Consider the following 26,932-nt stretch of genomic DNA (forward strand, 5'->3'; position numbering starts at 1 on the left):
GCCATGTATGACGTGATCGGAAGCCCCACAAGCCGCGCGATTCGCGTGCTTTGGATGCTGGAAGAACTGGGCCAGCCCTACAGATTGCAGCCAGAGCAGCCGCAAAGTGAGATCGTGCGTCAGCACAATCCGACAGGCAAAGTGCCGATCCTGATTGAGGGCGATCACAAGATCACCGACAGCACAGCGATTCTGACTTATCTGGCCGACAAACACGGGGCGTTGACCGCTCCGACAGGCACCATTGCGCGGGCGCAGCAAGACAGCGTGACGCAACAAATTCTGGATGAAGTGGAGGCCGCTCTTTGGACGGCGAGCCGACACAGTTTTATCCTGCCCAAAGAACGCCGAGTGCCGGGAATCAAAGACACGCTGAACTGGGAATACAACCGCGGCATTCACAATGTGATGGCGCGGCGCAAAGGCCCTTACCTGATGGGCGACGACTTCACGATTCCCGATATTGTGCTGACCCATTGCGCGACATGGGCCAAGTTTGCAGGGTTTGACACCGAAAACACAGATTTGGTGCCCTACATCAAACACACACGGGCGAGAGAGGCGTTTCGGCGGCTGGTGCCAAAGAAAGGCTGAGGGGCCAAACTCAGTGCGCAGAAAGCCAGCGCGCGGCGCCCTGCCCGGCCCAACGGCCTGTGGCCAGACAGGCGGTGAGCAGATAGCCCCCTGTGGGGGCCTCCCAATCCAGCATTTCACCAGCGGCGAACACACCGGGCTGGGATTTTAACATCAGCTCAGGCAAGAGACCGGCAAATGTCAGCCCGCCTGCGGTGCTGATCGCCTCATCCATGGGGCGTGGGCCGGAATGAGTTACTGGCAAGGCCTTGAGCAGCGGTGCGAGATCATCGGGCAAAGGCTGGCCAAACTCCATCAACAGCGCCTGTTTTTCCGGGCTGAGTTTCAGGGACTTGCGCAGATGATTGGCGCGGCTTGCCTTGCCGCGTGGTTTGGCAAGGCGGCTGCGGATCTCCTCCACGGAAAGATCCGGCAATAGATCTAGCGTCAGAGCTGCACCCTCACGCAGGGCGCGGGAGATGGCGTAGATGCCGCCGCCTTCAAGGCCGCGTGCAGAAATCACAAACTCCGCGCGAATCCTCTGATCACCGGCGCAGAGGGTCACATTTTTGACGGGCGTGCCGAAATGGCGGGCCATATGGGCGGACCACGCCACCACAAATCCCATATTGGCTGGCTGAAACGGCGCTTTGGGGGCATCGAGCCAGTTGGCCCATGCGCCATCCGCCCCAAGCCGCGCCCAGCTTGCGCCGCCACAGGCCAGCACACAGACGCGTGGTTTCAAAATCTGGCGGCCCTCAGGCGTATCAAACTCATAAGCCCCGCCTGTCCAACGCCAGCGCGTGCGAATCTCCACGTCTTGCGCGGCAAGGCGGCTGAGCCAATTGCGCAGGAGCGGCGAGGCTTTCATGATTTTGGGAAACACACGACCAGAGGAGCCGGTGAACATTTCCTGCCCCAAGGACTCAGCCCAAGCGATCGCTTCCTGTGGACCAAATTCCGCAAGCATTGGGCGCAGATGCGGGGCGGCTTCCGCAAAGTGCGCCAGAAAAGGCGCGAAGGCTTCGTTCTTGGTGAGGTTGAGGCCGGATTTCCCCGCCATCAGAAACTTGCGCGCCACAGAGGGTTTGGCCTCACAGACAACAACCTTATGCCCTTCTGCTGAGAGCACATCGGCGGCCATCAGCCCGGCCGGGCCCGCGCCTATGACCAAGGCATCCATCATAGGGCCAAACAGTGGTTGAAGAAGAAAGCGCGCGACATCATCTTTGCTCGAAGCAGGGAAACTTGGGATATGCTCTTGCCTGCCTTCACCTTGCAACTCAATCAAAAAGCGCGTGTTTGTGACCGTGGCCATCTCAGAAAGCCAGCCTGACCCGATCTGCCCCCTATGTGGCCGCCCGATCCCCAAGGAGGCGCGGCAAAGCAAACACCACCTGATTCCCCGGCTGCGCGGCGGCAAAGGTGGGGCGACTGTGCTGCTGCATCAGATCTGTCACAATGAGATTCACGCCACGCTTACGGAAACAGAGCTGGCGCAGGCGTTTCACACAATTGAGGCGCTGCAAGGCCACCCCCGACTGGCAAAGTTCATCCGTTGGGTGGCCAAACGCCCGCCGGGATTTCATTCCAAAACACCGGGCGGGCGCAGAAAGCGTTAGCTGCCCTCGTTGAGCGCATCAAGGCGCGCGCGCACGCTAAGGCCGTGAGCCTCAAGGCTTTCGGATATCGCCAGCGTTTCGGCGGCCGGGCCAATCGCCTTCAGCGCCGCCGGAGTCATTTTAGACAGCGTCGTGCGCTTGATGAAATCCATCACCGACAGGCCAGAGCTGAACCGGGCGGAGCGCGCCGTGGGCAGCACGTGGTTGGGGCCGCCGACATAGTCGCCAATCGCCTCTGGCGTATACTGACCCAGGAAAATCGCCCCCGCGTGGGTGATATCCTCTGCGAGCGCATCCGGGTCGGCGACACAAAGCTCCAGGTGCTCTGGCGCGATGCGGTTGGAGAGTGCGGCGGCGGTTGCGAGATCCGGCACGGTCACCACGGCGCCAAAATCGCGCCAGCTCGCCCCGGCGATTTCACGCCGCTCAAGGGTTTCGAGCCGTTTGTCCACCGCTGCGGCCACGGCGGCGCCAAAATCGGCATCATCGGTGATCAGGATGGACTGCGCGCTTTCGTCGTGTTCGGCCTGGCTCAGCAGATCAAGCGCGATCCAGTCAGGGTTGTTGTCTTTGTCCGCAATCACGAGGATTTCGCTGGGCCCGGCGATCATGTCGATGCCGACCTTGCCAAACACCCGACGTTTGGCAGCCGCCACAAAAGCGTTGCCCGGCCCGGTGATTTTATCGACCGGCGCGATGGTATCGGTGCCATAGGCCAGCGCAGCCACGGCCTGCGCCCCGCCGATGCGGTATATTTCATCCACGCCTGCGAGTTTCGCCGCCAAAAGCACCAGCGGATTGGCCACACCGTCCGGGGTGGGCACCACAATGGCGAGGCGTTCCACGCCTGCGACCTTGGCCGGGATCGCGTTCATCAGCACAGAAGACGGGTAGCTCGCGAGACCACCGGGCACATAGAGCCCTGCGGCAGAGACGGGCGTCCAGCGCCAGCCAAGCGTTGCGCCGCTTTCGTCAGTCCAGCTGGCATCCTCTGGCATCTGGCGGGCGTGGTAGGCGCGGATGCGCTCGGCTGCGAGTTCCAGCGCGGCGCGGTCTGTGTCATTCACCTGCGCACAATAGTCTTCGATTTCGGCCTCAGAGAAACGCAGGGTTTCTGGGGTCAACTCCAGACGGTCAAACTTCGCCGTCAGCTCGATCACTGCCGCATCGCCACGATGGCGCACGTCTGCGATGATGTCGGCCACCGCCGCATCCACATCCGGGCTGTCTTCGCGTTTGGCGCTCAGTAGCGCCGCAAAGCGGGTTTCGAAATCTGCATCAGAGCTGTTTAGAAACTGCGGCATGGGTCTCTCCTTTGCGCGAAGTCTTAACGGGGGGCGCAGGGGGTCTCAAGCCGTGAGCGACGTTGCGCGACGTTCAGTCCAGCGGTTTGAGCATCAACACATCATCGCGCGGCACGCCGTTTACGATGACAGAGCGCGGACGCAGGCCAAATTGCGCAAAGCCCAGCGCCTCATAAAGCGCGCGCGCGCCGGTGTTGGTGGCATCGACACAAAGCTCTAGCTGCAAAAAGCCGCGTGTTTTGGCGGCGTCAATGACTGCTCTCATGAGGTCGCGACCCAACCCGCGTCGCCGGGCTGATGGGTGAATATAGAGCGGGCCAACATCTGCCATATGGCGCAACCGTTGTGGGCCACCCTGATGCATGGCGACAAAGCCGACCAGCGCCGTGCCTTCGAAGGCCCCAATCACCGCACCAGAGGCGAGTTTCGCAATCAAGCTGCTGTCAAGCGCGCCTGCGGCTTCTTCTGCGGTCAGCAGAAAGGCTTCTGGTTCGGTGGTCAGCCCGTGGATCCAGAGCGCTTTATAGGCTTCCAGATCCTCCGGCGTGAGGGGGCGGATCATTCCGGGTGGCTCGGCGTGGTTTTGGACACCGCCAGATAGGGGCGGGTCACATCCTTGAGCGTTGCCTCAAGGGCCTCGACCTTCAGACGAATCGCACCGTCCCCGGCAAGCGTAAGCGTCACCAGACCGTCGGCATCTTCGCCTGCCTCAAAACCGACGGAGAGCAACGAGAGAATCGTCTCCTCATCGCTGCGTGTCACGCCTTGAGAGGCCACAGAGAGCACGTTTTCAAACAGCAACACAGATTGCACCCGCTCAACCGTGCGGCCGCGCGCCTCGGCAGAGGTCTGATCTTCCCAGCGGAAACGGTTCAGAAGAATGGCAAACCGGCGCTCTTTGGGCAGCCACTGCATTTCCGTGGCCGGAAACACCGCATCCTGCGCCAATGTGGAGAGGACCTGAAGGTCTTCCCCATCCAGCGCCCCAAGGTTCAGCGGGCGATCGCCGCCATCTTCAAACCGCGCGTCCTGTGTCACTCACTTACCCTTTCGATATGGGCCCCAACATTGCCGAGCTTTTCCTCGACCCGTTCATAGCCGCGATCCAGATGGTACACACGGCTGACCACGGTTTCCCCTTCGGCCGCGAGACCTGCGAGAATCAGCGAAACAGAGGCGCGCAGATCGGTGGCCATCACTGGCGCGCCTTTCAGACGCTCAACACCGTGCACTGTCGCAGTGCCGCCGTGTACCTCGATATTGGCGCCCATGCGGATCAGCTCCGGGGCGTGCATGAAGCGATTCTCAAAAATCTTTTCTTCGAGCACCGATGTGCCCTCGGCGGTACACATCATTGCCATAAACTGCGCCTGAAGGTCGGTTGGGAAACCGGGGAACGGCTCTGTTGTCACATCCACGGCTTTCACACGGCCGTTTTTACGCGCCACTTTCAGGCCCTTTTCGGTCTCTTCCACATCGATGCCCGCCTCATGGAGTTTCGCCACAAAGCTTTCCACCAGATCCAGACGTCCGCCCAGCAGCTCAACCTCGCCACCACAGAAAGCCGGGGCCAGCATGAAGGTGCCAAGTTCAATACGGTCTGTCACCACAGGGTGAGTCGCGCCATGCAGACGGTCGACACCCTGAACGGTGATCTCGGAGGTGCCATCACCGTCAATCTGCGCGCCCATGGCGCGCAGGCAGGTGGCCAGATCCACAATCTCGGGCTCGCGTGCGGCGTTTTTGATCACTGTGGTGCCTTTGGCCAATGTTGCGGCCATCAGGATGTTTTCGGTTGCGCCCACAGAGGCGAAAGACAGCTCAATCACCGCGCCTTTCAGACCTTTTGGTGCGCTGGCATGCAGATAACCGTCTTTCAGCTCAATCTCGGCGCCCAGTTTTTCAAGGCCGAAGATATGCAGATCCATCGGACGCGCGCCAATTGCGCAGCCCCCCGGCAGCGACACAACCGCATGTCCAAGACGTGCGAGCATGGGCCCCAACACGAGGTTGGAGGCGCGCATTTTACGCACGATGTCATAGTCGGCCACATGGTTGTTGATGTCATGGCTGGACATGGCCAGCACTTTGCCATCCTGCAGGCTGGTCACTTCAGCCCCCAGAGAGCCCAGCAGCTGGCTCATGGTTTTGATGTCACTCAGGCGGGGCGCATTCGTCAACGTGAGCGGCTCTTCGCTCAACAGCGTGGCCGGCATCAGAGTCAGGCAGGCATTTTTGGCCCCGGCAATCGGGATCTGCCCATTCAGCGGCCCGTTACCGCGCACAATTATCGAATCCATTTTGTTTAATCCTGCTCTTTGCTCTGTGTGGCCTCAATATCCTCGGACGCCTCCGTAGAAGCAGCGCGCGCACGCGCCTGCGCCTTACGGCGCCCCATGTTGGCTTTCAATGCGGCCTTCAAACGGTCATCCCGGTTTGAGGCTTTTTTGGCTTTATTTATAGGGGTCGATTTGCGTTCCATGAACTTTCTTTACATGAGGTGCAAAAAAGCGTCCAGATAGGCCTTGCGCCCGTCAGAGTTTGGGCCTAAAAGCCGCGCCACGGTAACGCTGCTGTAGCTCAGTGGTAGAGCGCACCCTTGGTAAGGGTGAGGTCGGGAGTTCAATCCTCCCCAGCAGCACCACCGCCCTCCCGACATCTGATGATGCAAAGTCGCGCGCTGCGGAGGCAGCGCTCGCTGAAGCAGTGATTACTTATCCGGTTGTCATGTCAGAACGCGAGCTACCCCCACGAGAGAATCATCCGACTCATCAACGATGATTCGCCTCGATCGTCATCGATTGCGGCAAAATCCGCGCGCGCGCCCATCTTTGGTTCAATTCAAGAAACAGAGATCATGACAGCAGAAACCCTGATCCGGCAATCGCCACGGCCACGACCTTCAAAACTGAATTGGTTCCAACTCGGAAACACCAGAGCGCACCCAACGCGACACGCAATGCGCCGCCTTACAAAAAAGGCAGCAATAAGGCACTTTTGCGCACACACCTCCCCTTTCGCGCGCCACAATTGCGCCCAAATTGCGAAACAATCAGTCGCAAGCCTCTGTTTTCAAACCGCCCTCTCCCGCCTTCGGGCACGCCACAATTCCGTCGCTTTTCGTCAAATTTGCGAAGTTTTTGTTTCTTAAGCGGCATGATTTACGCATATTTAACCTACGTCCGACTGGGGGATGAGTTCGGCTAGGGGCAGCCAACGCACTAGGAAATGCATCTGATCGATGCCATTTGCGACCGCATTTGCTGCGGCGCAGAGCCGCTTTTTGCGGCCTGTGTCTCAGATGTGTCGCGCGGCAAAGCGATTGGCGGAAAGAGGGTACTATGGCTGATCCAAACGGACCGGGGATTGTAGACGGCACTGAAGACGCAGACACCATCGCTGTTGGAACCACTGACACTGGGGGCGATACGGTCGATAACAGCGGCAACGTGATCAGCACGCAGGACGGGGACGACCTGATTCTTGCTGGGTCTGGAGACGATACGATCTTTGCTGGCAACGGCAGCGACACGGTCTTCGCTGGCGCAGGCGATGACCTGGTTCTGGCTGATGAAACAGGCACAGACCCCAGCAGCACGGACCCTGCGGGCGATGATCAAATTGTCGGCGGCGTCGGCAATGACACGGTGTTTGGTGGTGCGGGCGACGATGTCATCTTTGGCGACTACAAACCCGGCAACGCCCCCACAGCGGGCATGGAAACCGTCCGCGAGAGCTTCAATTGGAACGCTTTGAACGCCGCTACTGATGGCGAAGCGATTTCTGGATCTCAGGTGCAGGACACAGGCTCCGTCAGCGTAACGCTTCAGGCCACCAGCGGCACCACTTTTGAAACGGACGCCCAACTGGTGAGTGGCATCGACACCGGGGCCGAAACTGCCAATGCCAACAGCGGCGCTCAGTCGACCACGGGCGCATTTGTAAACGCCACAACAAAGCAGACCCTGGAGTTTTCGACCCCGGTCGAAAATGTCCAATTCCGCATCAATGACATTGATGAGGGGTCGGTGGTCAAGGTGAGCGCCTGGGACGCTGACGGCAATCCAATCGAAGTCACCGCCACGCCAAGCGCCACAACCAATCTGCATCTGGTGGACATTGACGGGGACGGCACAACCGAAGCCGCGATTGCCAGTGGCAGCATGCAAGGCGACGCGCTGGACGCTGACAACTCTGTCATTGTGGACATTCCGGGCCCTGTTGCGCGGTTGTTGATCCGCACGGTCAGCTTGGACGATGCCCCAGCCGATGCAACGATCAGCGATGTGTTTTTTGATACGGTCACTGTTTCGAACGGCTTTGAGGCAGACGATCTGCTGATCGGGGGCGCGGGCGACGACAGCCTGTTTGGTCAGTTTGGCGATGACACACTGGTGGGCATGGATGGCGCAGACACCATGCTGGGCGGTGCGGATCAAGACACCTTTGTTCTGATTGGTCCCGGTGATGTGATCGACGGCAGTGAAACCGGTGTCGACTTTGACACGATCAATCTGTTCCGCGCGGCGGAAGACGCCAATCCCGGTGGCTCACTGCGCATCACCTTTGACCCGGATAACGGAGAAAACGGCACCATCCATTTTCTGGATGCTGATGGCGTTGAAACCGGCACCGCAATCTTCCGTAACATTGAGAACATCTCTGATGTTCCGGTGATTGTCTGCTTTACGCCCGGCACGAAAATTCTGACCCCAAGGGGGGAGGTGGCCGTGGAGTGCCTGACAGCGGGCGACAAAGTTGTGACCCGAGACAACGGGCTGCAAGAAATCCGCTGGACCGGGCGCAAACATGTGTCTGGTCTGGATCTCATGCTGGCACCGAAGCTGCGCCCCATCCTGATCAAGCAGGGGGCATTGGGGCCAAATCAGCCTGAGCGTGACATGATGGTGTCGCCCAACCACCGGATGCTTCTGGTGTCTGAGCAGGCCGAACTGCTGTTTGAAGAGCGTGAAGTGCTGGTGGCGGCAAAACACCTGCTCCATCTCGACGGCGTGGACCAAGTGGACACGGCAGGTGTCGACTACATCCACTTCATGTGTGACCACCACGAGGTGGTGTTGGCAGATGGCGCCTGGTGCGAGAGTTTCCAACCCGGTGAATATTCGTTGGATGGCATCGGCAAAGAGCAACGGGACGAAATTTACGCGCTGTTTCCTGAGCTGCAAAATCTGGAAGCGTCAAACAGCTACCCGGCGGCGCGTATGGCGCTGAAAGGCAACGAAGCGCTTCTGCTGGGCTAAGGTTTCCCCAAAGACACTGGGCGGGGCTAAGGGTTGGGCTGACTTTCGGGTCAGCCTTTCTCGTTTTGGCAGGGCGATTTAGGGCACGGTGCTGGACAGAGCGCGCCTTGCCTGTTCAACTCGCGCCCAATCAAACAACTGAGACGGAGCCTCCATGCCAGCGCCCAAAAATACCTTCAAAGCAGCGCTTGCCGCAAACCAGCCTCAGATCGGATGCTGGATGAGCTTTGGCAGCCCACTTGCTGCGGAACTGATGTCCACCACTGGCTTTGACTGGTTGGTTGTGGACGGCGAGCACGCCCCCAATGATCTGCTCTCCATCACCGACCAGCTGCGTGCGATGAACGGCAGTGACAGCCATCCGGTGGTGCGGGTGCCCATTTATGAGGACTGGATCTTAAAACAGGTGCTGGATGCGGGCGCGCAAACCGTGCTGGTGCCGATGATTGACACCGCCGAAGAGGCGGCCGCTGTGGTGCGGGCCTGCCGCTATGCGCCGGAAGGCGTGCGCGGCATGGGCGGCGCGGGTGCGCGGGTGACCCGGTTTGGTGAAATTGCCGACTATGTGAGCAACGCCAACGAAGAAATCTGTGTGCTGGTGCAGGCCGAGAGCCGCGCAGCACTCAATAAACTGGATGAGATTCTGGCTGTCGACGGTGTTGATGGGGTCTTCATTGGTCCCGCAGATCTGTCGGCGGACATGGGCTTTCCGGGCAATTCGGATGCGCCGGAGGTGCAGACCGCCATCGCCGCAGCCATCCAAAAAATCACCGCAGCGGGTAAAGCGGCAGGCATCCTCACCTTCTCTCAACAAGCGGCAAAAACCTATCTGGATCTCGGCGCGACTTTTGTGGCGGTGGGCATGGACACGTTCATCCTCGCCCAAACCGCGCGCAAGCTATCCGCCGATGTCAAAGCGCTGATTTGACCTGATCTAACCGGCAAACCAGCCCTGTGATCGCGCCTGAAACAGGCGCAAATCATGTGCCAAGCGCTGCGCAAATGCCCGCTTGGCATGCCACTACTCGCCACTGAACGCCCCCCTTTTGTGCAGATCAACGCAAAGCGCGCCCGAAAAGCGTTCAAATTTTAGGCGCTCTCTGCCCGCCATATGCTACAACTCTTTCGTCGTTTCGTTGAAAATCTTCTGGCATCGTCCTTAAAAACCAAGGATATGGGGGGCGTCGCGCCAGGACTCTCCTTTGAGGCGTGGCCCTGACGCTGAAGCGCACGGAACTTTCTGTTGCAGAGGCGGGGGCCCGGTTTCTAGGGTGGGTTCGCATCAAAAAGCGGTCTGTCCGCGATCCAATAGGCAAAGAAAACTCAGGGGATCACATATGAGCACACCGCTCCTATCCATCAAAGGTCTGACCAAGGCCTACCCCGGCGTGGTGGCCAATGATGATGTCTCCTTTGACATCGGGCACAACGAAGTGCACGCCCTGCTGGGCGAGAATGGCGCGGGCAAATCCACCCTTGTGAAAATGATCTATGGTCTGGTGAAGCCCGACAGCGGCACCATGACCTGGGACGGCCAGCCGTTTTCCCCGTCCGAACCCAAAGCCGCCCGTGCCTCGGGTGTGGCCATGGTGTTTCAGCACTTCTCGCTGTTTGACGCGCTAAGCGTGGCGGAGAATGTGGCGCTTGGGATGGAAAACCCACCGTCGATGCGTGACCTTGCCCGCCGCATCCGCCGCGTGTCTGAAACTTACGGCCTGCCGCTGGATCCCAACCGCACCGTGGGGGATCTCTCTGCCGGAGAACGTCAGCGCGTGGAAATCATCCGCTGCCTGCTGCAAGACCCCAAGCTGCTGATCATGGATGAGCCGACCTCTGTTCTGACGCCGCAAGAGGTGGAGATCCTGTTTCAGACCTTGAACAAGCTGAAAGCCGAAGGCACCTCGATCCTTTATATCTCCCACAAGCTCGAAGAAATCCGCACGCTGTGTGACCACGCCACCATTCTGCGTCTTGGTAAAAACGTGGGCGAATGTGTGCCTGCGCAGACCTCTGCGCGGGATATGGCAGAGATGATGGTGGGAGACACGTTGCAAACCCCGACCCGCACCACCGACAAGGCGGGTGATGTGGTGCTGGATGTCTCTGGCCTCTCGATTGAGCCGAGCAATCCCTTTGGCACCACGCTCAAGAACATCCACTTCACCGTGCGCGCGGGCGAAATCCTCGGCATCGGCGGGGTGGCCGGCAATGGGCAGGACGAACTGCTGGCTGCGCTGTCGGGTGAGGCGCTGACATGGCCCGATGCGATCAAGGTGAATGGCGAAGACATCGCCAACCTTGGCCCCAATGCGCGTCGGGAACGGGGCATTCTGGCCGCGCCTGAAGAACGTCTGGGCCATGCCGCGGCACCTGATCTGAGCTTGACCGAAAACGCCCTGCTCACCGGGGCGATCCGCGAAGGGCTGACAAACAAAGGTTTTGTGAACTGGGCCAGCGCCAGTGATTTTGCCAACCGCATCATCAAGAACTTTGACGTGCGCACGCCGGGCAACCATGTGGCTGCCCGCGCGCTGTCTGGCGGCAACTTGCAGAAGTTTGTGATCGGGCGCGAAGTTCTTCAGAAGCCCAAAGTTCTGGTGGTGAACCAGCCCACATGGGGCGTGGACGCCGCAGCTGCCGCCGCCATCCGTCAATCCCTGCTGGATCTGGCTGCCGAAGGGGCCGCCATTGTTGTGATTTCCCAAGACCTCGACGAACTCATGGAAATCTCTGACCGCTTCGGCGCGCTGAACGAAGGCCGCCTGTCAGACATCCGTTCGGCTGCGGGGCTAACGATTGATGAAATCGGCCTGATGATGGGCGGCGCCCACGGCATGGAAGTCGCCCATATGGGCGAGAAAGACCAAGAAGGAGCAAGCGCATGATCGCGCTTCAGAAACGCCCCACCCCGTCCCGCGCCCTGTCGCTGGCCACACCGCTGATTGCGGTGATCATCACCATGATCATGGGTGGCATCCTGTTCACAATTCTGGGCAAAAACCCGGTGGAAGCGATCCGCACGATTTTCTGGGATCCGGTGTTTGGCGAGTTTGCCTTTTACTACCGCCCACAGCTTTTGGTGAAAGCCGCGCCGCTGGTGTTGATCGCCATTGGTCTGTCGCTGGGCTTTAAGGCAGGCATCTGGAACATCGGTGCTGAGGGCCAATACATCATCGGCGCCATTGTAGGCGCGGGTGTGGGCCTTGCGTTTTATCCCACCGAGAGCCGCTTGATCTTCCCTCTGATGATCCTGGCTGGAGCGCTTGGCGGCTGGGCTTGGGGCATGATCCCTGCTCTGTTGAAAGTGCGCTTTGGCACAAATGAGATCCTTGTATCACTGATGCTGGTTTATGTGGCTGAACAGCTTCTGGCCTCCATGTCGCTGGGACTGTTGCGCAACCCCGAAGGCATGGGTTTCCCCGGCTCGCGCAACTTTGGCGACTATCCGGCGGCCAACAGCTGGATCAACGAAGCGGCCGGACTGCACTGGGGCATGGCCTTTGCCTTTATTGCGGTGATCTTTGCCTATGTGCTGCTGAACCGACATATCCTCGGCTTCAACATCCGCCTCACAGGCGAGGCCCCACGCGCGGCGCGTTTTGCCGGTGTGAACCCCTCCCGCCTGATCCTGTTCTGCCTCGGCACTTCCGGTGCGCTGGCGGGTATGGCGGGGATGTTTGAGGTGACCGGCCCCTCTGGTCAGGTCAATATCGACTTTGCTTCGGGCTATGGCTTCACCGCGATCATCGTGGCCTTCCTCGGCCGTCTGCATCCGGTCGGCATCCTGCTGGCCGCGCTTTTGATGGCGCTGACCTATGTGGGAGGCGATCTGGCGCAGGGCAATCTGGGCCTGCCCTCTGCCGCCATTCAGGTGTTTCAGGGGATGCTGCTGTTCTTCCTCTTGGCGCTTGATCTGCTCACCAACTATCGCGTGGTTCTGAAAACGAAGGGTGTCGCATAATGGATCTCTCAGCCATCAACCCCGTCCTTCTGATCGCTTCCTTGATGGTGGCGGCGACCCCGCTGTTGCTTGCCGCGATTGGCGAACTTGTTGTCGAAAAGGCCGGTGTGCTGAACCTCGGCGTCGAAGGCATGATGATCGTGGGCGCGATCTGCGGCTTTGCAATTTCAGTGGAGACCACCTCCCCCATGCTGGGCCTCTTGGCCGCTATGGTTGGCGGCGCGGTGCTGTCGCTGCTCTTTGCCTTCCTCACACAGTTTGCATTGGCCAATCAGGTGGCCTCCGGTCTGGCGCTGACGCTGTTTGGCCTCGGCCTCTCGGCCCTCATGGGGCAATCCTATGTGGGCATCAAACCGCCCGCGATGGAGAAGCTGAACATTCCGGTGATCTCTGACATTCCGGTGATTGGCCCGATCTTCTTCTCCCATGACCCGGTGCTGTATCTGGGCCTCGCGCTCACAGCAGCGGTCTGGTGGTTCCTCAAAAAATCGCGCGGTGGGCTGATCCTGCGTGCGGTGGGCGAAAGCCATGATGCGGCCCATGCGCTGGGATACAATGTGATCCGCGTGCGCATTCTGGCGATCATGTTCGGCGGGGCCTGCGCGGGTCTCGGTGGGGCCTATATTTCGCTGATCCGCGTGCCGCAATGGACCGAAGGCATGACCGCAGGTGTCGGCTGGATTGCCCTCGCATTGGTGGTGTTTGCCAGCTGGAAACCCTGGCGCGTTCTGCTGGGTGCCTATCTTTTTGGCGGTATCAACGTATTACAGCTTAATTTGCAAGCGGCAGGCATTGCCATACCGGTCGAATACTTGGCAATGTCTCCCTATCTGATAACCATCCTCGTTCTGGTTATCATGTCGGCTGACAAGAGCGGTGCACCCGCCTCGCTTGGCCGCACTTTCCACGCCTCCCAGTGAGGCACCTGACAAAAGACTGCTACCAACAGGGGGATCACCCAAAATGAAATTCACCAAACTTCTGACAGGCGCCGCAGTGGCGCTGGGTCTGGCGACCACCGCCATGGCCGACACCACCAAAGTGGGCTTTGTGTACGTTGGCCCCGTGGGCGATGGCGGCTGGACCTATGAGCACAACAAAGGCCGTCTGGCGGTTGAAGAGAAGTTCGGCGACAAAGTGGAAACCACTTTCGTTGAGAGCGTGCCAGAAGGTGCAGATGCTGAGCGTGTGATCACCCAGATGGCACTGCAGGGCGCGGACCTGATCTTCACCACCTCTTTTGGCTACATGGATCCAACCATCAACGTTGCCAAGAAATTCCCAAAGGTGAAGTTTGAGCACGCCACCGGCTACAAGCAGGCCGACAACGTGTCTGTTTACTCCGCACGCTTCTATGAAGGCCGCGCGGTTCAGGGCCACATCGCGGGCAAGATGACCAAGACCAACAAAATCGGTTACATCGCCTCCTTCCCGATCCCGGAAGTGATCCGCGGCATCAACTCTGCCTATATCCACGCCAAGAAGGTGAACCCGGACGTCGAATTCTCCATCATCTGGGCCTACACTTGGTTTGATCCAGCCAAAGAAGCCGACGCCGCCAAAGCGCTGATCGAACAGGGCGCAGACGTGATCCTGCAGCACACCGACTCCACCGCACCTCAGGCCGCAGCACAGGCAGCGGGCAACGTTGTGACCTTTGGCCAGGCGTCTGACATGGGCGAATACGCACCATTCCCACGTGTGTCCTCCATCATCGATGACTGGGCGCCTTACTACATCGCGCGCACACAGGCTGTCATGGACGGCACTTGGGAATCTGTCTCCACATGGGACGGCATCGGCGCTGGCATGGTTGGCATCGGTGAAATCTCTGACGCAGTTCCAGCGGACGTGAAAGCCGAAGCACTGGCTCTGGTTGATGCGCTGGCAGATGGCTCCTACCACGCCTTCACCGGCCCGCTGAACAAGCAGGACGGCACCCCATGGCTGGCAGAAGGCGAAACCGCCGCTGACTATGGTGACGACGGTCTGGCAGGCATGAACTTCTACGTTGAAGGCATCACCGCCGAGATCCCGAACTAAGCTGTTTCGCACAGAAACACAGAAGGCCCGCCAGTTTGGCGGGCCTTTTTTTGTGGGCGTCTGGCAAAGGTGTGGAGAGAGGCTAAGCGCGCTGAGGAAACGCTCAGGAAGAGACTACGTCGCAGCCCCTCTTCTCGCGTCCCCTCAACACCTCTTGGATAATCAGCGCTGCGCCCCAGCGTCGAAAGCGGCCATCATGCCCTCTCTCAGTCGCGACACATCCTCATCCACAGTCGCCGTCAGATCGCATACGAAAGACGGCAAGACTTCGACCCGGATCGTGCCACTTTTGGGAAGGTGCTTGCCGCGCGGCAACAGGCGTCCGGTGTCGTGAATGACAATGGGTCGGATGGAGCGGCCCGTCGCTCGCGCGACCAAAACGGCCCCCGCCTTGAACGCGCCAAGGCTTTCAGATCCGGTGCGCGTGCCCTCAGGAAACAGCACCACAGAACTGCGCGCGGGCATGTCCTGAACCGCCTTGGTCAATGTTTCCAAGGCGACACTGCCACTTTTGCGATCCACCTCGACAAGCCCGGCCCCTTTGAAGCCACGGCGTAGAAGCGCCGCATTACAGAGTTCCCGCTTTGCCGCAAAGGTGATCCATTTGGCGTCTGGCAAAGCGTCCATCAGCGCAAATCCATCGAGATGGCTGCGGTGGTTGATGACGATGATGCTGTCAGTGTCAGCGGCCAAGGTGGCCACGTCGGCCTGTGTCATCTCTGTGCGAATGCTGAGCAGCCACAAGAGCCGCGAACAGGCGCGTTTGACCAACCGCCAATACCAGCCGCGAAAGCCCCGTCGATTGCTGCAAAGCAAAGGCACGAACGCAACAAACAGAAAATATAGCGGCCCCAGCAGGAACAGCGCTGTGCGCTTGATCAGGCGCAGGCCAATTGCGTCTATCGCCGCTGGTGCGGTGCGGTCATCCGAGGGTGTACGTGACATAGGATCCGTTGCAAATGCCGCTTGGTGGAAAGGGTCACAAGGGTACTTCGTTCAGCGCTCACCGCCAACCCTCTGGGCGCGAGGCCCGACAAACACCCAACGCACGGCCTCTATGGGGCAAGGGAGACAACACATCAACAAAAACTCGCGTTGTGTTGCTGGCGCCTGTGGGGCGAGAGCGCCCACAGAGCAGAGGCTGGTCAGCGCGTATGTACATGCTGCGGCTGCAAAGTGAACGCGCAAATGTCGGCAAGGAGCCCACTTTGACCAATGCTGCAGAAGGCACACAGGTCGGCTTTCATCTTGGGTTAGAAACTTTCGCTCCCGAATTCGAGAATGTTCAGAATAGCCTCCGCACCTTGAGCAAAAAGCGAAACAGTTTCGGCTTTCTCGAGCGGGCTTAGGTCAGACCACGTTCGCCCAGCGTGTTCGCCTTTGAGAATTAGTGCGTCAGCCTCGCCAGTCTCGGCGTCCAGCGTCAGGCTTAGTTCTTCCGTTTCCATCTGAACAGAAGGCGCACCGTTTGTGAGTTGAAGTAGCGCTGCTTTCCTTTCTGCTTGCAGTTCAGCAATACGTTGCTCTCGCTGTTGTTCATTTAGACAGTGCGCCTTTTGCATTTCTTTTTTCCAAGAACGCAACGCGACAAGTACACCGGCACCTGCACTGACTGGCACCAAGGGCGGAAACAAAACCGCAGCCATTACGCCGAGCCCGACTCCAGTTCCTGCGCCATGGGTGAGCGCCGTGCCGCTCGCCTGCAGTCGCATTCCAATCGGCTTAGTCACAGTGTCGGATAGCTTTCTGGCCAAGGTACGCTGCAAATTGGAGGCAAGCACTGAAACAGCATTGGCGCGTTCGAATGAACTGGTTACCCCGTCTTTCAGCGAGCCAGCCATGTTTGGTATGGCCTCAACAGTGTTCTTGGCACCATCAAACGTCGTTTTGGATGCTGAAAAAAGACTATCCCGAGTCCGCTCGAATATCGATGCTTTCTTGAAAACTTCCGGGCTGGCTGGCGCATAGTCGGCAAGCACATTAAGCTCGACCTGAGCCTCAGTAAGCGCCGATTGTTCGATACGTTCTCGCGCAGACGATGCGAGTTGTGCGGCACGATGAAGCGAGCTGTAGATTTGGTGCCGATCATCTTCGTTGACCGACTTCATATCATCTATGCTATCCAACATTGATACTACCGCCAAAAAACTCGGCACGTGAACAGCATGAAACGCCCTATTCATTCGCCAAATGTTGGGGTCGCGGCGTAGTGCTTTAGAAATAAACTCCACATCATGGACGAGTGACCCAGTTGCCCGCTTAAAATCATAATCGCTCAAAGACCTATCTTCGACCAGCGAAGCAAGTTGCTCTAAGCTGTTCAGCCGTTCGTCATTGGATGCAGGGTCAGGCAAATCAGGGTTTCCTCAACTTCATGCTTGGTTAAAATATGTAGCCACACGAAGAAGTTGAAGTCTAATGTTGCGAATTAGTGGCTCTGCCAAACATCAACCAAACCGGACTCTGGCGCAACCGCAGCGAAATGGCGGTTTGTCCCGCACAGAGGTCATTGGCCTAGCGCCAACGCAAACCCGCCCGCTACAGAAGATCACGACAGCCCTATCCACCTATTTTTCCTACTCTCCCTCATACGCCCGTGATTGATGCAGGGTCAGCAAGTATCGTTTCGGCACCCTCCCCTTTAGCGCAAAAAAACCGGGCGCTTTCGCGCCCGGCTTCTGTCTTGCGATAAGGCTGTGGATCACTCTGCGATTTTGCGGTCGTAGTCGAGCCGTTCCGCTGCCTGCAATGTCAGGATCTGGAAAAGGCGAGACGCCTCATCATCTGAGCCAACCGGCGTGCCGCTGTCGCCGCCACCGGAACCAAAGACATAGGTCGGCACGTTGCGTTTGGCGAAGGCGTCAGCCCAGAGCTTCTGAATCTCCACTTCGGCATCGAGCTTCTGTGCCAGCGCGTTGTCGGCCTCCAGAATCTTGCTCTTGGCGTAGGCTTCTGCATCTGCCGCCACCTGCACCGCTTCCGCGTCAATGCGCGCCTTTTCCAGCAGGATCTCTGACTGTTCTTTGGCAATGCGCGCGGCCTCACGTTCCCGCTCTGCTGCGGTGATCGCCAGCTGCTTTTCGGTTTCCGCATCGGTGGTCCGTTCGATCTGGACCACCTTAGCGGATGCCTGACGTTCGGCCACTTCGCGCTCCCCGCGCGCCACAGCGAGAAGTTTTTGTTCTTCTTCCTGAATGCGCTGTTCACGGGCAATGGCGCGGTCGGCGGCCGCCTGCTGACGCAGGGCCATGCGATCCTTAAACTTCTGGTTTGGGTTCACATCGGTCACACGCGCCGAGGTGACAGAGATTCCAAACTGGGTGAAAGACTGCTGCTTGCGGCGTGGTTGCCCGGTTTCGTCCAACAGCTTCTGCACGACAAAAACCGTTTTGGTGTCATCCCCAAACTCTTCCTGATCTTCGCCGAGCGCCGCATTTGCGGATCCGGCGCGGTTCTGACCGGAGGACACCTGCGTCTCAATCCGACGCACAAGATAGATTCCGCTCTCCATCTGGCGTTGGAACTCGTTGTTGAATTCGGTCTTTCCGCCCTGAAAGTAGTCTTCTGCGGACATCAGCGCCGCTGTCGCGCCCAGCGTCTCTTCAAAGGCGGGCACCAGTTCTGTGCGCAGAAGGTTTTCCGGCGTGCGGTACTGGCGCGCAAGACGCAGGAAGGCATCCTCGTCAGTAGGCAATTCAAAGCGCGAGGTTGCAGACACAAACGCATCCACCTGATCGAGGAACACCAGCGACTTTGGCGCAAGGTTTGCACTCATCTGCGCGCTTTCTGCTTCGGCCACCACTTCGCCCTGCCCAGTGGACGAGGCCTGTACTGACATCGCGTTTTTCCACGCGTTGTAGCGGCCAAATAGGTAAAGGTTGTAGCCGGTGTCAGACACCATCTTCTCTTCACCCAGAATGGTGCGCACGTGGTATTTGAACCCCGGCTCCGCGTAAAAGAACATGCCGTTGAACAGGCTGCCTATCAGCATCAGCAAACCGGTGGCTTTCACAAACCACCCGACAATGTTCACTGTGCCATCGACATTGGGCTTGTCTGGAAATTCAATCGAACGCCGCAGCACATAGCCTGCCGCAATCACAAAGATCGAAATAATTGGTAGAAATAGCAAATTCGCTCTCCCTTTTGTTGTTATACCTGCCTTGAATGTATGTATGTGTTGGCGAATTTGCCGGGACAGGTGCGGCAGAGCTGCTAAACTCAGAGCCTCTTAAACAGATACAGAGATCGCTTTTGAGTAGTGTATGTTGATCACACCGTGACATAGATGCAAAAAAGCAACACCCGCCAGATTTGGCAAACGACGGTCGCCCAAGCGGGCCTGATAGAGCCGCCTCACTCAGCCAAATGGCGTGACAGATTTGACAGCTATCATCAGTTGCAGGCACAGTCTTTGCATCATCCGAAAGGTATTTGGTATGCGTCATTTGTTTCACCCGATGTCTCAGGCTTTGGCCCTGTCACTTTCCACATTTTTTGCCTCTCCCACACAGGCGCAGGTCATTGCCGACACAATCTATTCCGACGGGACCATCCTCACGATAGATGACGCCAGCCCCCGCGCAGAGGCGCTGGCCACCAAAGATGGGCGTATTCTGGCGGTTGGTCCGCTCGCGGATCTGCTGGCGCATCAAGGCGAGAGTACGCGCGCCTATGATCTGGACGGGCGCACCATGCTGCCCGGTTTTGTGGACAGCCACGGCCATGTGGTGATGGGCGGGCTTCAGGCGCTCTCGGCCAATCTGCTGGCCCCACCGGACGGAGAAGTGACCGATATTGCCAGCCTGCAAGAGGCGCTGCGGAGCTGGATGGCCGACAACCAAGACGCCATTGATGCTGCCAATTTGATCGTGGGATTTGGCTATGATCAGTCCCAACTCGCTGAATTGCGCCACCCCACAAAAGAGGATCTGGATGCGGTTTCCGCAGATGTGCCGATCATTATTGTGCACCAGTCCGGCCATTTTGGCGCGGCCAACTCTGCCGCCTTGGCCAAAGCAGACATCACCAAACGCACGCCAGTGCCACCGGGTGGCGTCATCCGCTATGGCGACGACGGGGAGCCCGACGGCGTGCTGGAGGAAAACGCCTTTTTCCTCGCGCTTGGCACCCTTCTGGGTGGCATTGGCGAAGAAGGGTTCAAGGATTTTGCCCGCGCGGGTGCCAAACTCTGGGCCAGCTTTGGCTACACCACCGCACAGGAAGGCCGCGCCACACCGCAAGTTGCGGCCATCGCCCGCGAGGTGGCAGCAGAGGGCGGCATCGACGTGGATGTGGTGGTCTATCCTGACGTGCTGGTGGACCGGGATTTCATACTCGCAAACAGATCGGATACCTATGAGAATGGCGTGCGCATTGGTGGGGCCAAGCTGACCATCGACGGCTCCCCACAGGGTTTCACCGCCCTTAGGGACCGGCCCTATTTCGATCCGGTTGGGAGCTACCCTCCGGGATATGCGGGCTATGCCTCTGCCAGTCCGGAACAGGTGGTGGATGCGATCGACTGGGCCTTTGAAAACGATGTTCAGATCCTCACCCATGCCAATGGCGAAGGTGCCTCTGACATGTTGCTCGCTGCGATTGACGCGGCTGAGAAGGCCCATGGCCCGGCGGATCGCCGGCCCGTTTTGATCCATGGCCAGTTTCTGCGCGAAGATCAGGTGGACGCATTGCAGCGGCTGGACGTGTTCCCGTCGCTCTTTCCAATGCACACGTTCTACTGGGGCGACTGGCACCGGGATCGCACGGTTGGCCCGGTGAATGCGGAAAACATCTCTCCCACGGGCTGGGTGCGTCAGCGTGGTATGATGTTTGGCACCCATCATGACGCGCCTGTGGCGTTTCCCGACAGCATGCGCGTGCTCAGTGCGACGGTCACGCGGCGCACGCGGTCTGGCGATATTCTTGGCCCGCACCAACGTGTGGATGTGATGACAGCCCTCAAGGCAATGACCCTCTGGTCGGCCTATCAGCACTTTGAAGAAGATGAAAAAGGCTCGCTTGAGGTGGGGAAACTCGCCGATTTTGTGATCCTGTCAGGAGATCCCACAGCGGTTGACCCTGAAACGCTCGACGCTCTGAAAGTGGTGGCCACCATCAAGACAGACAGAGAGATCTACCGCGCCAAAGACGGGCCGCAAAAGGCGCGACTGGTGCCGCCGGTGGGGCATCATGTGCTGGATGTGGCGCATGCGGCATCACGCGAGAATTGACGGGGTTTTTGTATTAAACCGGGGGCAGTGCGCTTGATCACGCGCTCATCACAAAAACGTTTAATAAAATAATATCAATACCTTAACACGATCTCTGAACAAAAAATTGAATTTTCGTTGATCCATTTCCCGACACCTCTGCGTAACTTTCGTGTCAACATTGGAGAGGATTAAACATGTTCAGACGTACATTTATGGCCACAGTCATCGGCGCATCTATGGCCATTGCAGGGGCAACATCCGTGCTGGCGGATGGCCACGGCAAAAAAATGGATATTGTCGACACCGCCGTTGACGCGGGCTCTTTCACCACGCTTGTCGCCGCCGTACAGGCCGCTGGTCTGGTTGACACACTCAAGGGCGAAGGTCCGTTTACCGTGTTTGCCCCAACCGATGCTGCATTTGCAGCACTGCCTGAAGGCACCGTGGAAAACCTGCTCAAGCCAGAAAACAAGGACCAGCTTGTTTCGATCCTGACCTATCACGTGGTGCCCGCCAAAGTGATGGCTGGCGACATCGATGGCAAGAAAGCGAAAGTCCTGACCGTTGAGGGGGAGCGTCTGGACGTGAATGCCCGCAACGGCGTGAAAGTCAATGATGCGAAAGTGACCGCAGCAGATATCGCGGCTTCTAACGGCGTGATCCATGTGATCGACAAGGTGCTGATCCCCGGCAGCTGATCGACAGATCACAAACACCATCACCACAAGCAAAAGGCGCGGGCATGTCCCGCGCCTTTTCTATTTGTTCTGTGATCGTTGATCAGGCTTTGATCAGGCCCAGGCTTTCCAGCTTCAGGATCACCTGATGCGCGCAGTTGTCCACGTCGGCACCTTCGGTTTCCACACGCAGCTCTGGATCAACCGGCACGTCATAGGGGTCAGAAATCCCGGTGAATTCCTTGATCTTGCCTTCACGTGCGAGCTTGTAGAGGCCCTTGCGGTCACGGCGCTCACATTCCTCGATCGAGGTCGCCACGTGCACTTCAACGAAAGCACCGAACTGCTCGATGTCCTCACGCACCGCGCGACGGGTGGTGGCATAAGGCGCAATCGGCGCACAGATCGCGATACCACCGTTTTTGGTGATCTCGGACGCCACATAACCGATACGACGGATATTGAGGTCACGGTGCTCTTTGGAGAAGCCCAGCTCGGAGCTGAGGTTCTTACGCACGATGTCACCATCCAGAAGCGTCACAGGGCGGCCGCCCATTTCCATCAGCTTCACCATCAGCGCGTTGGCGATGGTGGATTTGCCGGAACCGGAGAAGCCGGTGAAGAACACGGTGAAACCCTGCTGGGCGCGTGGCGGCTTGGTTTTGCGCAGCTCTTTCACAACCTCAGGGAAGGAGAACCACTCAGGGATTTCAAGACCTTCGGCCAGACGGCGACGCAGCTCGGTGCCGGAGATGTTCAGGATGGTCACATCATCCTTGTCTTCGATCTCGTCCATTGGCTCATACTGCGCGCGCTCCTGCACCCAAACCATGTGTTTGAAGTCGACCATTTCGATGCCGATTTCTTCCTGGTGCGCACGGAACAGATCCTGTGCGTCATAGGGGCCGTAGAAGTCTTCGCCTGCGGAGTTCTTGCCGGGGCCGGCGTGATCACGGCCAACGATGAAGTGGGTGCAGCCGTGGTTGGCGCGGATCAGACCGTGCCAGACCGCCTCACGTGGGCCTGCCATACGCATCGCCAGGTTCAGCAGGGACATGGAGGTGGTGGATTGAGGATATTTGTCCAGAACCGCCTCATAGCAGCGCACGCGAGTGAAGTGATCCACATCGCCCGGCTTGGTCATACCGACAACAGGGTGGATCAGCAGGTTGGCCTGCGCTTCTTTGGCGGCGCGGAAGGTCAGCTCCTGGTGCGCGCGGTGCAGCGGGTTACGTGTCTGGAACGCAACCACTTTGCGCCAGCCCATTTTACGGAAATAGGCGCGCAGCTCGTTTGGTGTGTCGCGACGGGCGCGGAAGTCATAGTGCACAGGCTGCTGGATACCAGTCACCGGGCCGCCGAGGTACACTTTGCCAGCGTGGTTGTGCAGATAGTTCACCGCAGGGTGGGCGTCGTCATCAGCGCCAAACACTTTTTCGGCTTCACGCGCTTTGTTTGGCACCCAGTTGTCGGTCACAGTCATCGTGGCGAGGATCACGCCCTCTTGGTCGCGCAGCGCGATGTCCTGACCGGCTTCCAGAGAGGCGGCAAAGTCTTCATTCACGTCCAGCGTGATCGGCATGGGCCACAGAGAGCCGTCTTCCAGACGCATGTTTTCGACAACACCGTCATAGTCTTTCTCGCTCAGGAAGCCCTTGAGTGGGTTGAAGCCGCCATTCATCAGCAACTCGAGATCACAGATCTGACGTGGTGTCAGATCCCAGCTGACCAGATCAGCCGCTTCGACTTTCAGTTTCTGAGCGCTCTCATAGGAGACATAAAGCTCAGGAATCGGAGCCAGGTTGTTTTGCATTGGATGTGTCCTGTGTTTGATAGGGACCAGGCCGCTTGCCGAGCCTGTGAGTTCCGCGTGCAGCGCGTTGTATTCAGCCAGCTTGCGGGCGAGGAATTGATCTGTGAGCCGCACTTTCTCCGTCGCACCGCGCGCGGTGAGCGAATAGGCAAACCTCTGTCGTTTGTCGGGACCTGCGCGATCACTAATGGTGATCAGCCCCGCATCTGCCGCCGCGCGCAGCTGCGCATTCAGACGCCCCAAAGAGATCCCAACCGCTGCCGCTGTGGCGCGCTGAGAGGCTTCCGGCGCCTGATCGAGCTGGCGCAGAAGGCGGAAGAGCACGTCTTCCTCATCCGTGGTAGGTTTGGCGGTCTGTGGCGACATGACAAACGACTCAAAGTGTGTTCACGAATGAACACATAGGGGCAAGACGCGATTTCGCCAAGGATTTTTTCCCCGGCATCGGAAAAAATGCTGCAACTGCAGCATTTCGCACGAGAACCCCTTTCTCCAGAAACCCGGTTTCAAGGATCGTTCGCCCAGCCGGACAAACAATGGCCAGAAATGGGATCTTGGGCGTGCGGTCAGCCAAGGACATCGCCCCTTTTCTCGCGTTCATCTTTCGCAAGCAAAACTCAAAAAGGGATCAGGCCACCGCTTGCTGGGCGAGAATATCGCGCAAATCGCTGCCAATCTGCACCGGCAAGGCGAGCACAGGCTTGGACACACCGCGCAGCTCTAAAATCTCCAGATCGAGCCGATCCACATCCTGCCCAACCGCCCGCAGCGCACTTTCAGAGACCAGCAACTCCACCCCGAGCTCTTTTGTTGCGCCCTCAAGGCGGCTTGCGGCATTCACTGTGTCGCCGATGATCGTGCGCGGCGCGTGTTGAGCCGCACCAATTTCGCCGATCACCAATGTGCCCAGATGCACCCCCATACCAATGGCCACGGGCGCAGCTTTTTCGGCACGCAAAGCTTGGTTGAATGTGACAAGCGCGGAGCTGATGCCGATCGCGGCTTCCATCGCGGCACGCGCGCTGGCGGCTTCGTCTTCCTGCTCAAACACCGCAAGCAACCCGTCGCCAAGATATTTATCAACCGTGCCGCCTGCCCCGATGATCGACGGCACAATGGCATCAAAAAAGCGGTTCAACAGGAACACCACATCATACGGCAGTTGCCCGGTGGTGCGCGCTGTAAAGCCACGCATATCCAAAAACAGAATGGCCATGTTGCGCTCTTTGCCAAGGCTTTCATGCGCCCGGGCACGCCCGCCATCACTGTTGAACACCCGCAACACTTTGGCCCGCTCTGTTGGCCGCAGCTGACAGGCCAGCCGCGCATTGGGCGGCGCATTCACCGCAGCCAGACTTGCAGCTTCCTGCGGGCTGGGCGGTGGCAGGTGTTCTGCGCCTTCTTCGACGATCACACGACAGGTGGTGCAGCGCCCGCGCCCGCCGCACATCGCCAGATGGGACACGCCCGAGGCCCGCGACATCTCAAGCAAAGTCATACCGGGCTGGCCAGAAATTTCCGGGCCAGAGACATATTTGATCCGCACAGCCCCGCGCCGCGCCAAAAGACGCCGCGCGGTCATTGCCGCGATCACCAAAATCAGCACAGCGGTAAAGACCAGCTCTGCCGCGCCAGCCCAGCCACGCAAAGCGCCAAACGCCTCCGCAGACAGCCAATTGTAGTATTCTGCCAACGCTGGGAACACATCCGGGTCGCGCAGCGCAGCCGATTGCACACGCCCCTGCACCATAAACCCTGCCAGCGCCCAGGCCGGCACAAGAACCGCAGCCGCAATAAATGCTGGCAGCGCGCGCTCCCACCAACCCTGCGTGCGCATCCAGAAGTGCAGCCCCATACAGCCATGCGCCCATGTGATCAGCAACAACGCCGATTGCTTCCACGCACTGCCCGTGTTCCAAATCAAGCCAACGAGGTAACCCATTTCATCATTGAGGGCGAAAACCTCATGCGCGAGTCGCGTATGCGCCACATGCGTGATGAGCAGAAAGGGAATGGTCAGCCCCAGCGCCACCTGCACCCACTCCCAGATCGGCATCCTGAGCGTGCGCCGACGCGCAAGACGCCACAACGCAAGCCCCCCGTGCAACAAAAAGGCGCCATAAAGCACGACGCTTCCAAGAAAGCTGCGGTGCACTGCTTCGCGCATATCCTGAAACCGCTCTGCCAGGTCCAGCGAAATCAGCCCAAATCCAATGTTGAGAAAATGCAGCAGGACATAGGTAAAAAGTACAAGGCCGGAGACGATCCGCACCCGAACGCGCCAATTGCCTTTCCAGAGTGTGTTCATCTGCGCCCGCTTGTTGTTGATGTGCCCTGCCCCAAACTGTGCGCCAACACGGGCCAGCGTCAAGATCACCCTCTGCGCCCTCGCGCAGATGTGCTGTGCGCGTCAGCGCGAGCCTCATGAAAACAGGCCTCAAAAAAGGGGCCGCAACTTTCGCTGCGACCCCTGAAATTAACACGCGCCTGACGGCTTAGCTGTTTTCCGCGACAAAGCGCTCCGCATCAAGTGCGGCCATGCAGCCCATACCGGCGGATGTGACCGCCTGACGATAAACATGGTCGGTCAGGTCACCCGCGGCAAACACGCCGGGGATCGAGGTCTTGGAGGTGCCGGGCTCCACCTGAACATAGCCGCCGTTGTGCAGCTCCAGCTGATCTTTCACCAACTCGCTTGCAGGCGCGTGGCCGATGGCGATGAACACACCTTTTGCCGGGATCTCGGTGATCTCGCCGGTTTCCACGTGCTTCACTTTCACGCCGGTCACGCCTTTGGGCATCTCGTCGCCCACAACCTCGTCCAGCTCGTGGAACCAGAGCGTTTCGATCTTTTCGTTTTTGAACAGGCGGTCCTGCAGGATCTTTTCCGCACGCAGCTCATCGCGACGGTGGATCAGGGTCACTTTGGAGGCGAAGTTGGTCAAAAACAGCGCTTCTTCAACAGCGGTGTTGCCGCCGCCCACAACCACAATTTCCTGACCGCGATAGAAGAACCCGTCACAGGTTGCGCAGGCCGACACACCAAAGCCTTTGAAGGCCTCTTCGCTGTCCAAACCAAGCCATTTGGCGCGCGCGCCGGTGGCGAGGATCACCGCATCGGCGGTGTAAAGCGTGCCGCTGTCGCCTTTGGCCTTAAAGGGGCGCTCGCTGAGATCGAGATCGGTGATAATGTCGCCCACGATCTCACAGCCCATGGCACGGGCGTGCTCTTCCATCTTCTGCATGAGCTCTGGGCCCTGCACTTCCACGAAAGAGGGATAGTTTTCCACCTCAGTTGTGGTGGTCAATTGGCCACCCGGCTCAATGCCCTGCACCAGCACAGGCTCCAGCATTGCGCGGCTGGCATAAACACCCGCAGTGTAGCCCGCAGGCCCCGACCCGATGATCAGAACCTTTGTGTGTTTTGTCTCGGCCATGAAGGCACCTTTCTGCATTGCAATTT

22 protein-coding genes and 1 tRNA gene are annotated in these 26,932 nt (G+C 58.7%); 11 read left to right on the forward strand and 12 right to left on the reverse strand.

Features of this window, described 5'->3' with window-relative positions; genetic code table 11:
* Positions 1–3: 3 nt before the first annotated feature.
* A complete protein-coding gene (locus tag J7413_RS04880; protein ID WP_209096857.1) occupies positions 4–594 on the forward strand; it encodes a glutathione S-transferase family protein in 591 nt (196 codons plus the stop codon).
* Between the two features lie 10 nt (positions 595–604).
* Here the strand turns inward: J7413_RS04880 and J7413_RS04885 are convergent, their stop codons facing one another.
* Complete coding sequence (locus tag J7413_RS04885; protein ID WP_209097324.1) at positions 605–1,756, reverse strand: TIGR03862 family flavoprotein; 1,152 nt, start codon at positions 1,754–1,756, stop codon at positions 605–607.
* Between the two features lie 121 nt (positions 1,757–1,877).
* Between J7413_RS04885 and J7413_RS04890 the strand changes: the two genes are divergently transcribed.
* The gene (locus tag J7413_RS04890) at positions 1,878–2,195 is read left to right on the forward strand and encodes an HNH endonuclease (protein WP_348538724.1); all 318 of its coding nucleotides are present in this window, start codon (positions 1,878–1,880) and stop codon (positions 2,193–2,195) included.
* Here the strand turns inward: J7413_RS04890 and hisD are convergent.
* From hisD to J7413_RS04915, 5 genes are all read right to left on the reverse strand, one after another.
* Positions 2,192–3,499 (reverse strand): histidinol dehydrogenase, encoded by a 1,308-nt coding sequence (gene hisD / locus J7413_RS04895; protein ID WP_209096859.1) that lies wholly within the window; start codon positions 3,497–3,499, stop codon positions 2,192–2,194. The two genes, J7413_RS04890 and hisD, sit on opposite strands and share 4 nt — an antisense overlap.
* 73 nt (positions 3,500–3,572) lie before the next feature.
* Positions 3,573–4,061 carry a GNAT family N-acetyltransferase gene (locus tag J7413_RS04900; RefSeq protein ID WP_209096860.1) on the reverse strand — a complete coding sequence of 163 codons (489 nt, stop codon included), beginning with the start codon at positions 4,059–4,061 and terminating at the stop codon, positions 3,573–3,575.
* Positions 4,058–4,537, reverse strand: coding sequence for a DUF2948 family protein (locus tag J7413_RS04905; RefSeq protein ID WP_209096862.1), 480 nt, complete (start codon positions 4,535–4,537; stop codon positions 4,058–4,060). The genes J7413_RS04900 and J7413_RS04905 overlap by 4 nt, the downstream gene beginning before the upstream one ends.
* Positions 4,534–5,799 carry a UDP-N-acetylglucosamine 1-carboxyvinyltransferase gene (murA, locus tag J7413_RS04910; protein WP_209096864.1) on the reverse strand — a complete coding sequence of 422 codons (1,266 nt, stop codon included), beginning with the start codon at positions 5,797–5,799 and terminating at the stop codon, positions 4,534–4,536. Before murA ends, J7413_RS04905 begins: the two co-directional genes overlap by 4 nt.
* 5 nt (positions 5,800–5,804) lie before the next feature.
* Complete coding sequence (locus J7413_RS04915; protein WP_209096866.1) at positions 5,805–5,981, reverse strand: hypothetical protein; 177 nt, start codon at positions 5,979–5,981, stop codon at positions 5,805–5,807.
* Between the two features lie 87 nt (positions 5,982–6,068).
* Between J7413_RS04915 and J7413_RS04920 the strand changes: the two genes are divergently transcribed.
* The 7 genes from J7413_RS04920 to J7413_RS04950 all read left to right on the forward strand — a co-directional run bounded on the left by J7413_RS04920 (position 6,069) and on the right by J7413_RS04950 (position 14,764).
* Positions 6,069–6,143: transfer RNA gene (locus J7413_RS04920), tRNA-Thr, on the forward strand.
* A 697-nt stretch (positions 6,144–6,840) separates the two neighbouring features.
* Positions 6,841–8,760, forward strand: coding sequence for a Hint domain-containing protein (locus J7413_RS04925; protein ID WP_209096868.1), 1,920 nt, complete (start codon positions 6,841–6,843; stop codon positions 8,758–8,760).
* A 154-nt stretch (positions 8,761–8,914) separates the two neighbouring features.
* Positions 8,915–9,688, forward strand: coding sequence for an HpcH/HpaI aldolase/citrate lyase family protein (locus J7413_RS04930; protein ID WP_209096870.1), 774 nt, complete (start codon positions 8,915–8,917; stop codon positions 9,686–9,688).
* Positions 9,689–10,097: 409 nt separating this feature from the next.
* Complete coding sequence (locus J7413_RS04935) at positions 10,098–11,645, forward strand: ABC transporter ATP-binding protein (RefSeq protein ID WP_209096872.1); 1,548 nt, start codon at positions 10,098–10,100, stop codon at positions 11,643–11,645.
* The gene (locus tag J7413_RS04940; protein WP_209096874.1) at positions 11,642–12,721 is read left to right on the forward strand and encodes an ABC transporter permease; all 1,080 of its coding nucleotides are present in this window, start codon (positions 11,642–11,644) and stop codon (positions 12,719–12,721) included. The genes J7413_RS04935 and J7413_RS04940 overlap by 4 nt, the downstream gene beginning before the upstream one ends.
* Complete coding sequence (locus J7413_RS04945) at positions 12,721–13,641, forward strand: ABC transporter permease (protein ID WP_209096876.1); 921 nt, start codon at positions 12,721–12,723, stop codon at positions 13,639–13,641. Before J7413_RS04940 ends, J7413_RS04945 begins: the two co-directional genes overlap by 1 nt.
* Before the next feature lie 43 nt (positions 13,642–13,684).
* On the forward strand, positions 13,685–14,764 hold the full coding sequence (locus J7413_RS04950) for a BMP family ABC transporter substrate-binding protein (RefSeq protein ID WP_209096878.1): 1,080 nt from the start codon (positions 13,685–13,687) through the stop codon (positions 14,762–14,764).
* Positions 14,765–14,926: 162 nt separating this feature from the next.
* Here the strand turns inward: J7413_RS04950 and J7413_RS04955 are convergent, their stop codons facing one another.
* From J7413_RS04955 to J7413_RS04965, 3 genes are all read right to left on the reverse strand, one after another.
* Positions 14,927–15,709 carry a lysophospholipid acyltransferase family protein gene (locus tag J7413_RS04955; RefSeq protein WP_209096880.1) on the reverse strand — a complete coding sequence of 261 codons (783 nt, stop codon included), beginning with the start codon at positions 15,707–15,709 and terminating at the stop codon, positions 14,927–14,929.
* A gap of 308 nt (positions 15,710–16,017) precedes the next feature.
* On the reverse strand, positions 16,018–17,118 hold the full coding sequence (locus tag J7413_RS04960; protein WP_209096882.1) for a hypothetical protein: 1,101 nt from the start codon (positions 17,116–17,118) through the stop codon (positions 16,018–16,020).
* 347 nt (positions 17,119–17,465) lie between these two features.
* Positions 17,466–18,896, reverse strand: coding sequence for an SPFH domain-containing protein (locus J7413_RS04965; protein WP_209096883.1), 1,431 nt, complete (start codon positions 18,894–18,896; stop codon positions 17,466–17,468).
* Between the two features lie 307 nt (positions 18,897–19,203).
* Here J7413_RS04965 and J7413_RS04970 point away from each other — a divergent pair, with 307 nt between their 5' ends.
* Both J7413_RS04970 and J7413_RS04975 read left to right on the forward strand, forming a co-directional pair.
* Positions 19,204–20,997 (forward strand): amidohydrolase, encoded by a 1,794-nt coding sequence (locus tag J7413_RS04970; RefSeq protein WP_247743341.1) that lies wholly within the window; start codon positions 19,204–19,206, stop codon positions 20,995–20,997.
* 176 nt (positions 20,998–21,173) lie between these two features.
* Positions 21,174–21,677, forward strand: coding sequence for a fasciclin domain-containing protein (locus J7413_RS04975; protein ID WP_209096886.1), 504 nt, complete (start codon positions 21,174–21,176; stop codon positions 21,675–21,677).
* 82 nt (positions 21,678–21,759) lie between these two features.
* Here J7413_RS04975 and J7413_RS04980 read toward each other — a convergent pair whose 3' ends face one another.
* The 3 genes from J7413_RS04980 to trxB all read right to left on the reverse strand — a co-directional run bounded on the left by J7413_RS04980 (position 21,760) and on the right by trxB (position 26,906).
* On the reverse strand, positions 21,760–23,835 hold the full coding sequence (locus tag J7413_RS04980; RefSeq protein WP_209096888.1) for a bifunctional sulfate adenylyltransferase/adenylylsulfate kinase: 2,076 nt from the start codon (positions 23,833–23,835) through the stop codon (positions 21,760–21,762).
* A 262-nt stretch (positions 23,836–24,097) separates the two neighbouring features.
* Positions 24,098–25,846 carry an adenylate/guanylate cyclase domain-containing protein gene (locus J7413_RS04985; RefSeq protein WP_348538725.1) on the reverse strand — a complete coding sequence of 583 codons (1,749 nt, stop codon included), beginning with the start codon at positions 25,844–25,846 and terminating at the stop codon, positions 24,098–24,100.
* 118 nt (positions 25,847–25,964) lie between these two features.
* Positions 25,965–26,906 carry a thioredoxin-disulfide reductase gene (trxB, locus tag J7413_RS04990; RefSeq protein WP_209096889.1) on the reverse strand — a complete coding sequence of 314 codons (942 nt, stop codon included), beginning with the start codon at positions 26,904–26,906 and terminating at the stop codon, positions 25,965–25,967.
* Positions 26,907–26,932: the final 26 nt, after the last annotated feature.

It is taken from the genome of Shimia sp. R10_1, assembly GCF_017744095.1.
Taxonomy (GTDB): Bacteria; Pseudomonadota; Alphaproteobacteria; order Rhodobacterales; family Rhodobacteraceae; genus Shimia.

Bases quoted from the DNA above. Each gene is read 5' to 3' on its own strand.
- J7413_RS04880 (WP_209096857.1), top strand. From the start codon at position 4: ATGTATGACGTGATCGGAAGCCCCACAAGCCGCGCGATTCGCGTGCTT.
- J7413_RS04885 (WP_209097324.1), bottom strand. From the start codon at position 1,756: ATGGATGCCTTGGTCATAGGCGCGGGCCCGGCCGGGCTGATGGCCGCC.
- hisD (WP_209096859.1), bottom strand. From the start codon at position 3,499: ATGCCGCAGTTTCTAAACAGCTCTGATGCAGATTTCGAAACCCGCTTT.
- J7413_RS04900 (WP_209096860.1), bottom strand. From the start codon at position 4,061: ATGATCCGCCCCCTCACGCCGGAGGATCTGGAAGCCTATAAAGCGCTC.
- murA (WP_209096864.1), bottom strand. From the start codon at position 5,799: ATGGATTCGATAATTGTGCGCGGTAACGGGCCGCTGAATGGGCAGATC.
- J7413_RS04915 (WP_209096866.1), bottom strand. From the start codon at position 5,981: ATGGAACGCAAATCGACCCCTATAAATAAAGCCAAAAAAGCCTCAAAC.
- J7413_RS04925 (WP_209096868.1), top strand. From the start codon at position 6,841: ATGGCTGATCCAAACGGACCGGGGATTGTAGACGGCACTGAAGACGCA.
- J7413_RS04930 (WP_209096870.1), top strand. From the start codon at position 8,915: ATGCCAGCGCCCAAAAATACCTTCAAAGCAGCGCTTGCCGCAAACCAG.
- J7413_RS04935 (WP_209096872.1), top strand. From the start codon at position 10,098: ATGAGCACACCGCTCCTATCCATCAAAGGTCTGACCAAGGCCTACCCC.
- J7413_RS04940 (WP_209096874.1), top strand. From the start codon at position 11,642: ATGATCGCGCTTCAGAAACGCCCCACCCCGTCCCGCGCCCTGTCGCTG.
- J7413_RS04945 (WP_209096876.1), top strand. From the start codon at position 12,721: ATGGATCTCTCAGCCATCAACCCCGTCCTTCTGATCGCTTCCTTGATG.
- J7413_RS04950 (WP_209096878.1), top strand. From the start codon at position 13,685: ATGAAATTCACCAAACTTCTGACAGGCGCCGCAGTGGCGCTGGGTCTG.
- J7413_RS04955 (WP_209096880.1), bottom strand. From the start codon at position 15,709: ATGTCACGTACACCCTCGGATGACCGCACCGCACCAGCGGCGATAGAC.
- J7413_RS04970 (WP_247743341.1), top strand. From the start codon at position 19,204: ATGCGTCATTTGTTTCACCCGATGTCTCAGGCTTTGGCCCTGTCACTT.
- J7413_RS04975 (WP_209096886.1), top strand. From the start codon at position 21,174: ATGTTCAGACGTACATTTATGGCCACAGTCATCGGCGCATCTATGGCC.
- J7413_RS04980 (WP_209096888.1), bottom strand. From the start codon at position 23,835: ATGTCGCCACAGACCGCCAAACCTACCACGGATGAGGAAGACGTGCTC.
- trxB (WP_209096889.1), bottom strand. From the start codon at position 26,906: ATGGCCGAGACAAAACACACAAAGGTTCTGATCATCGGGTCGGGGCCT.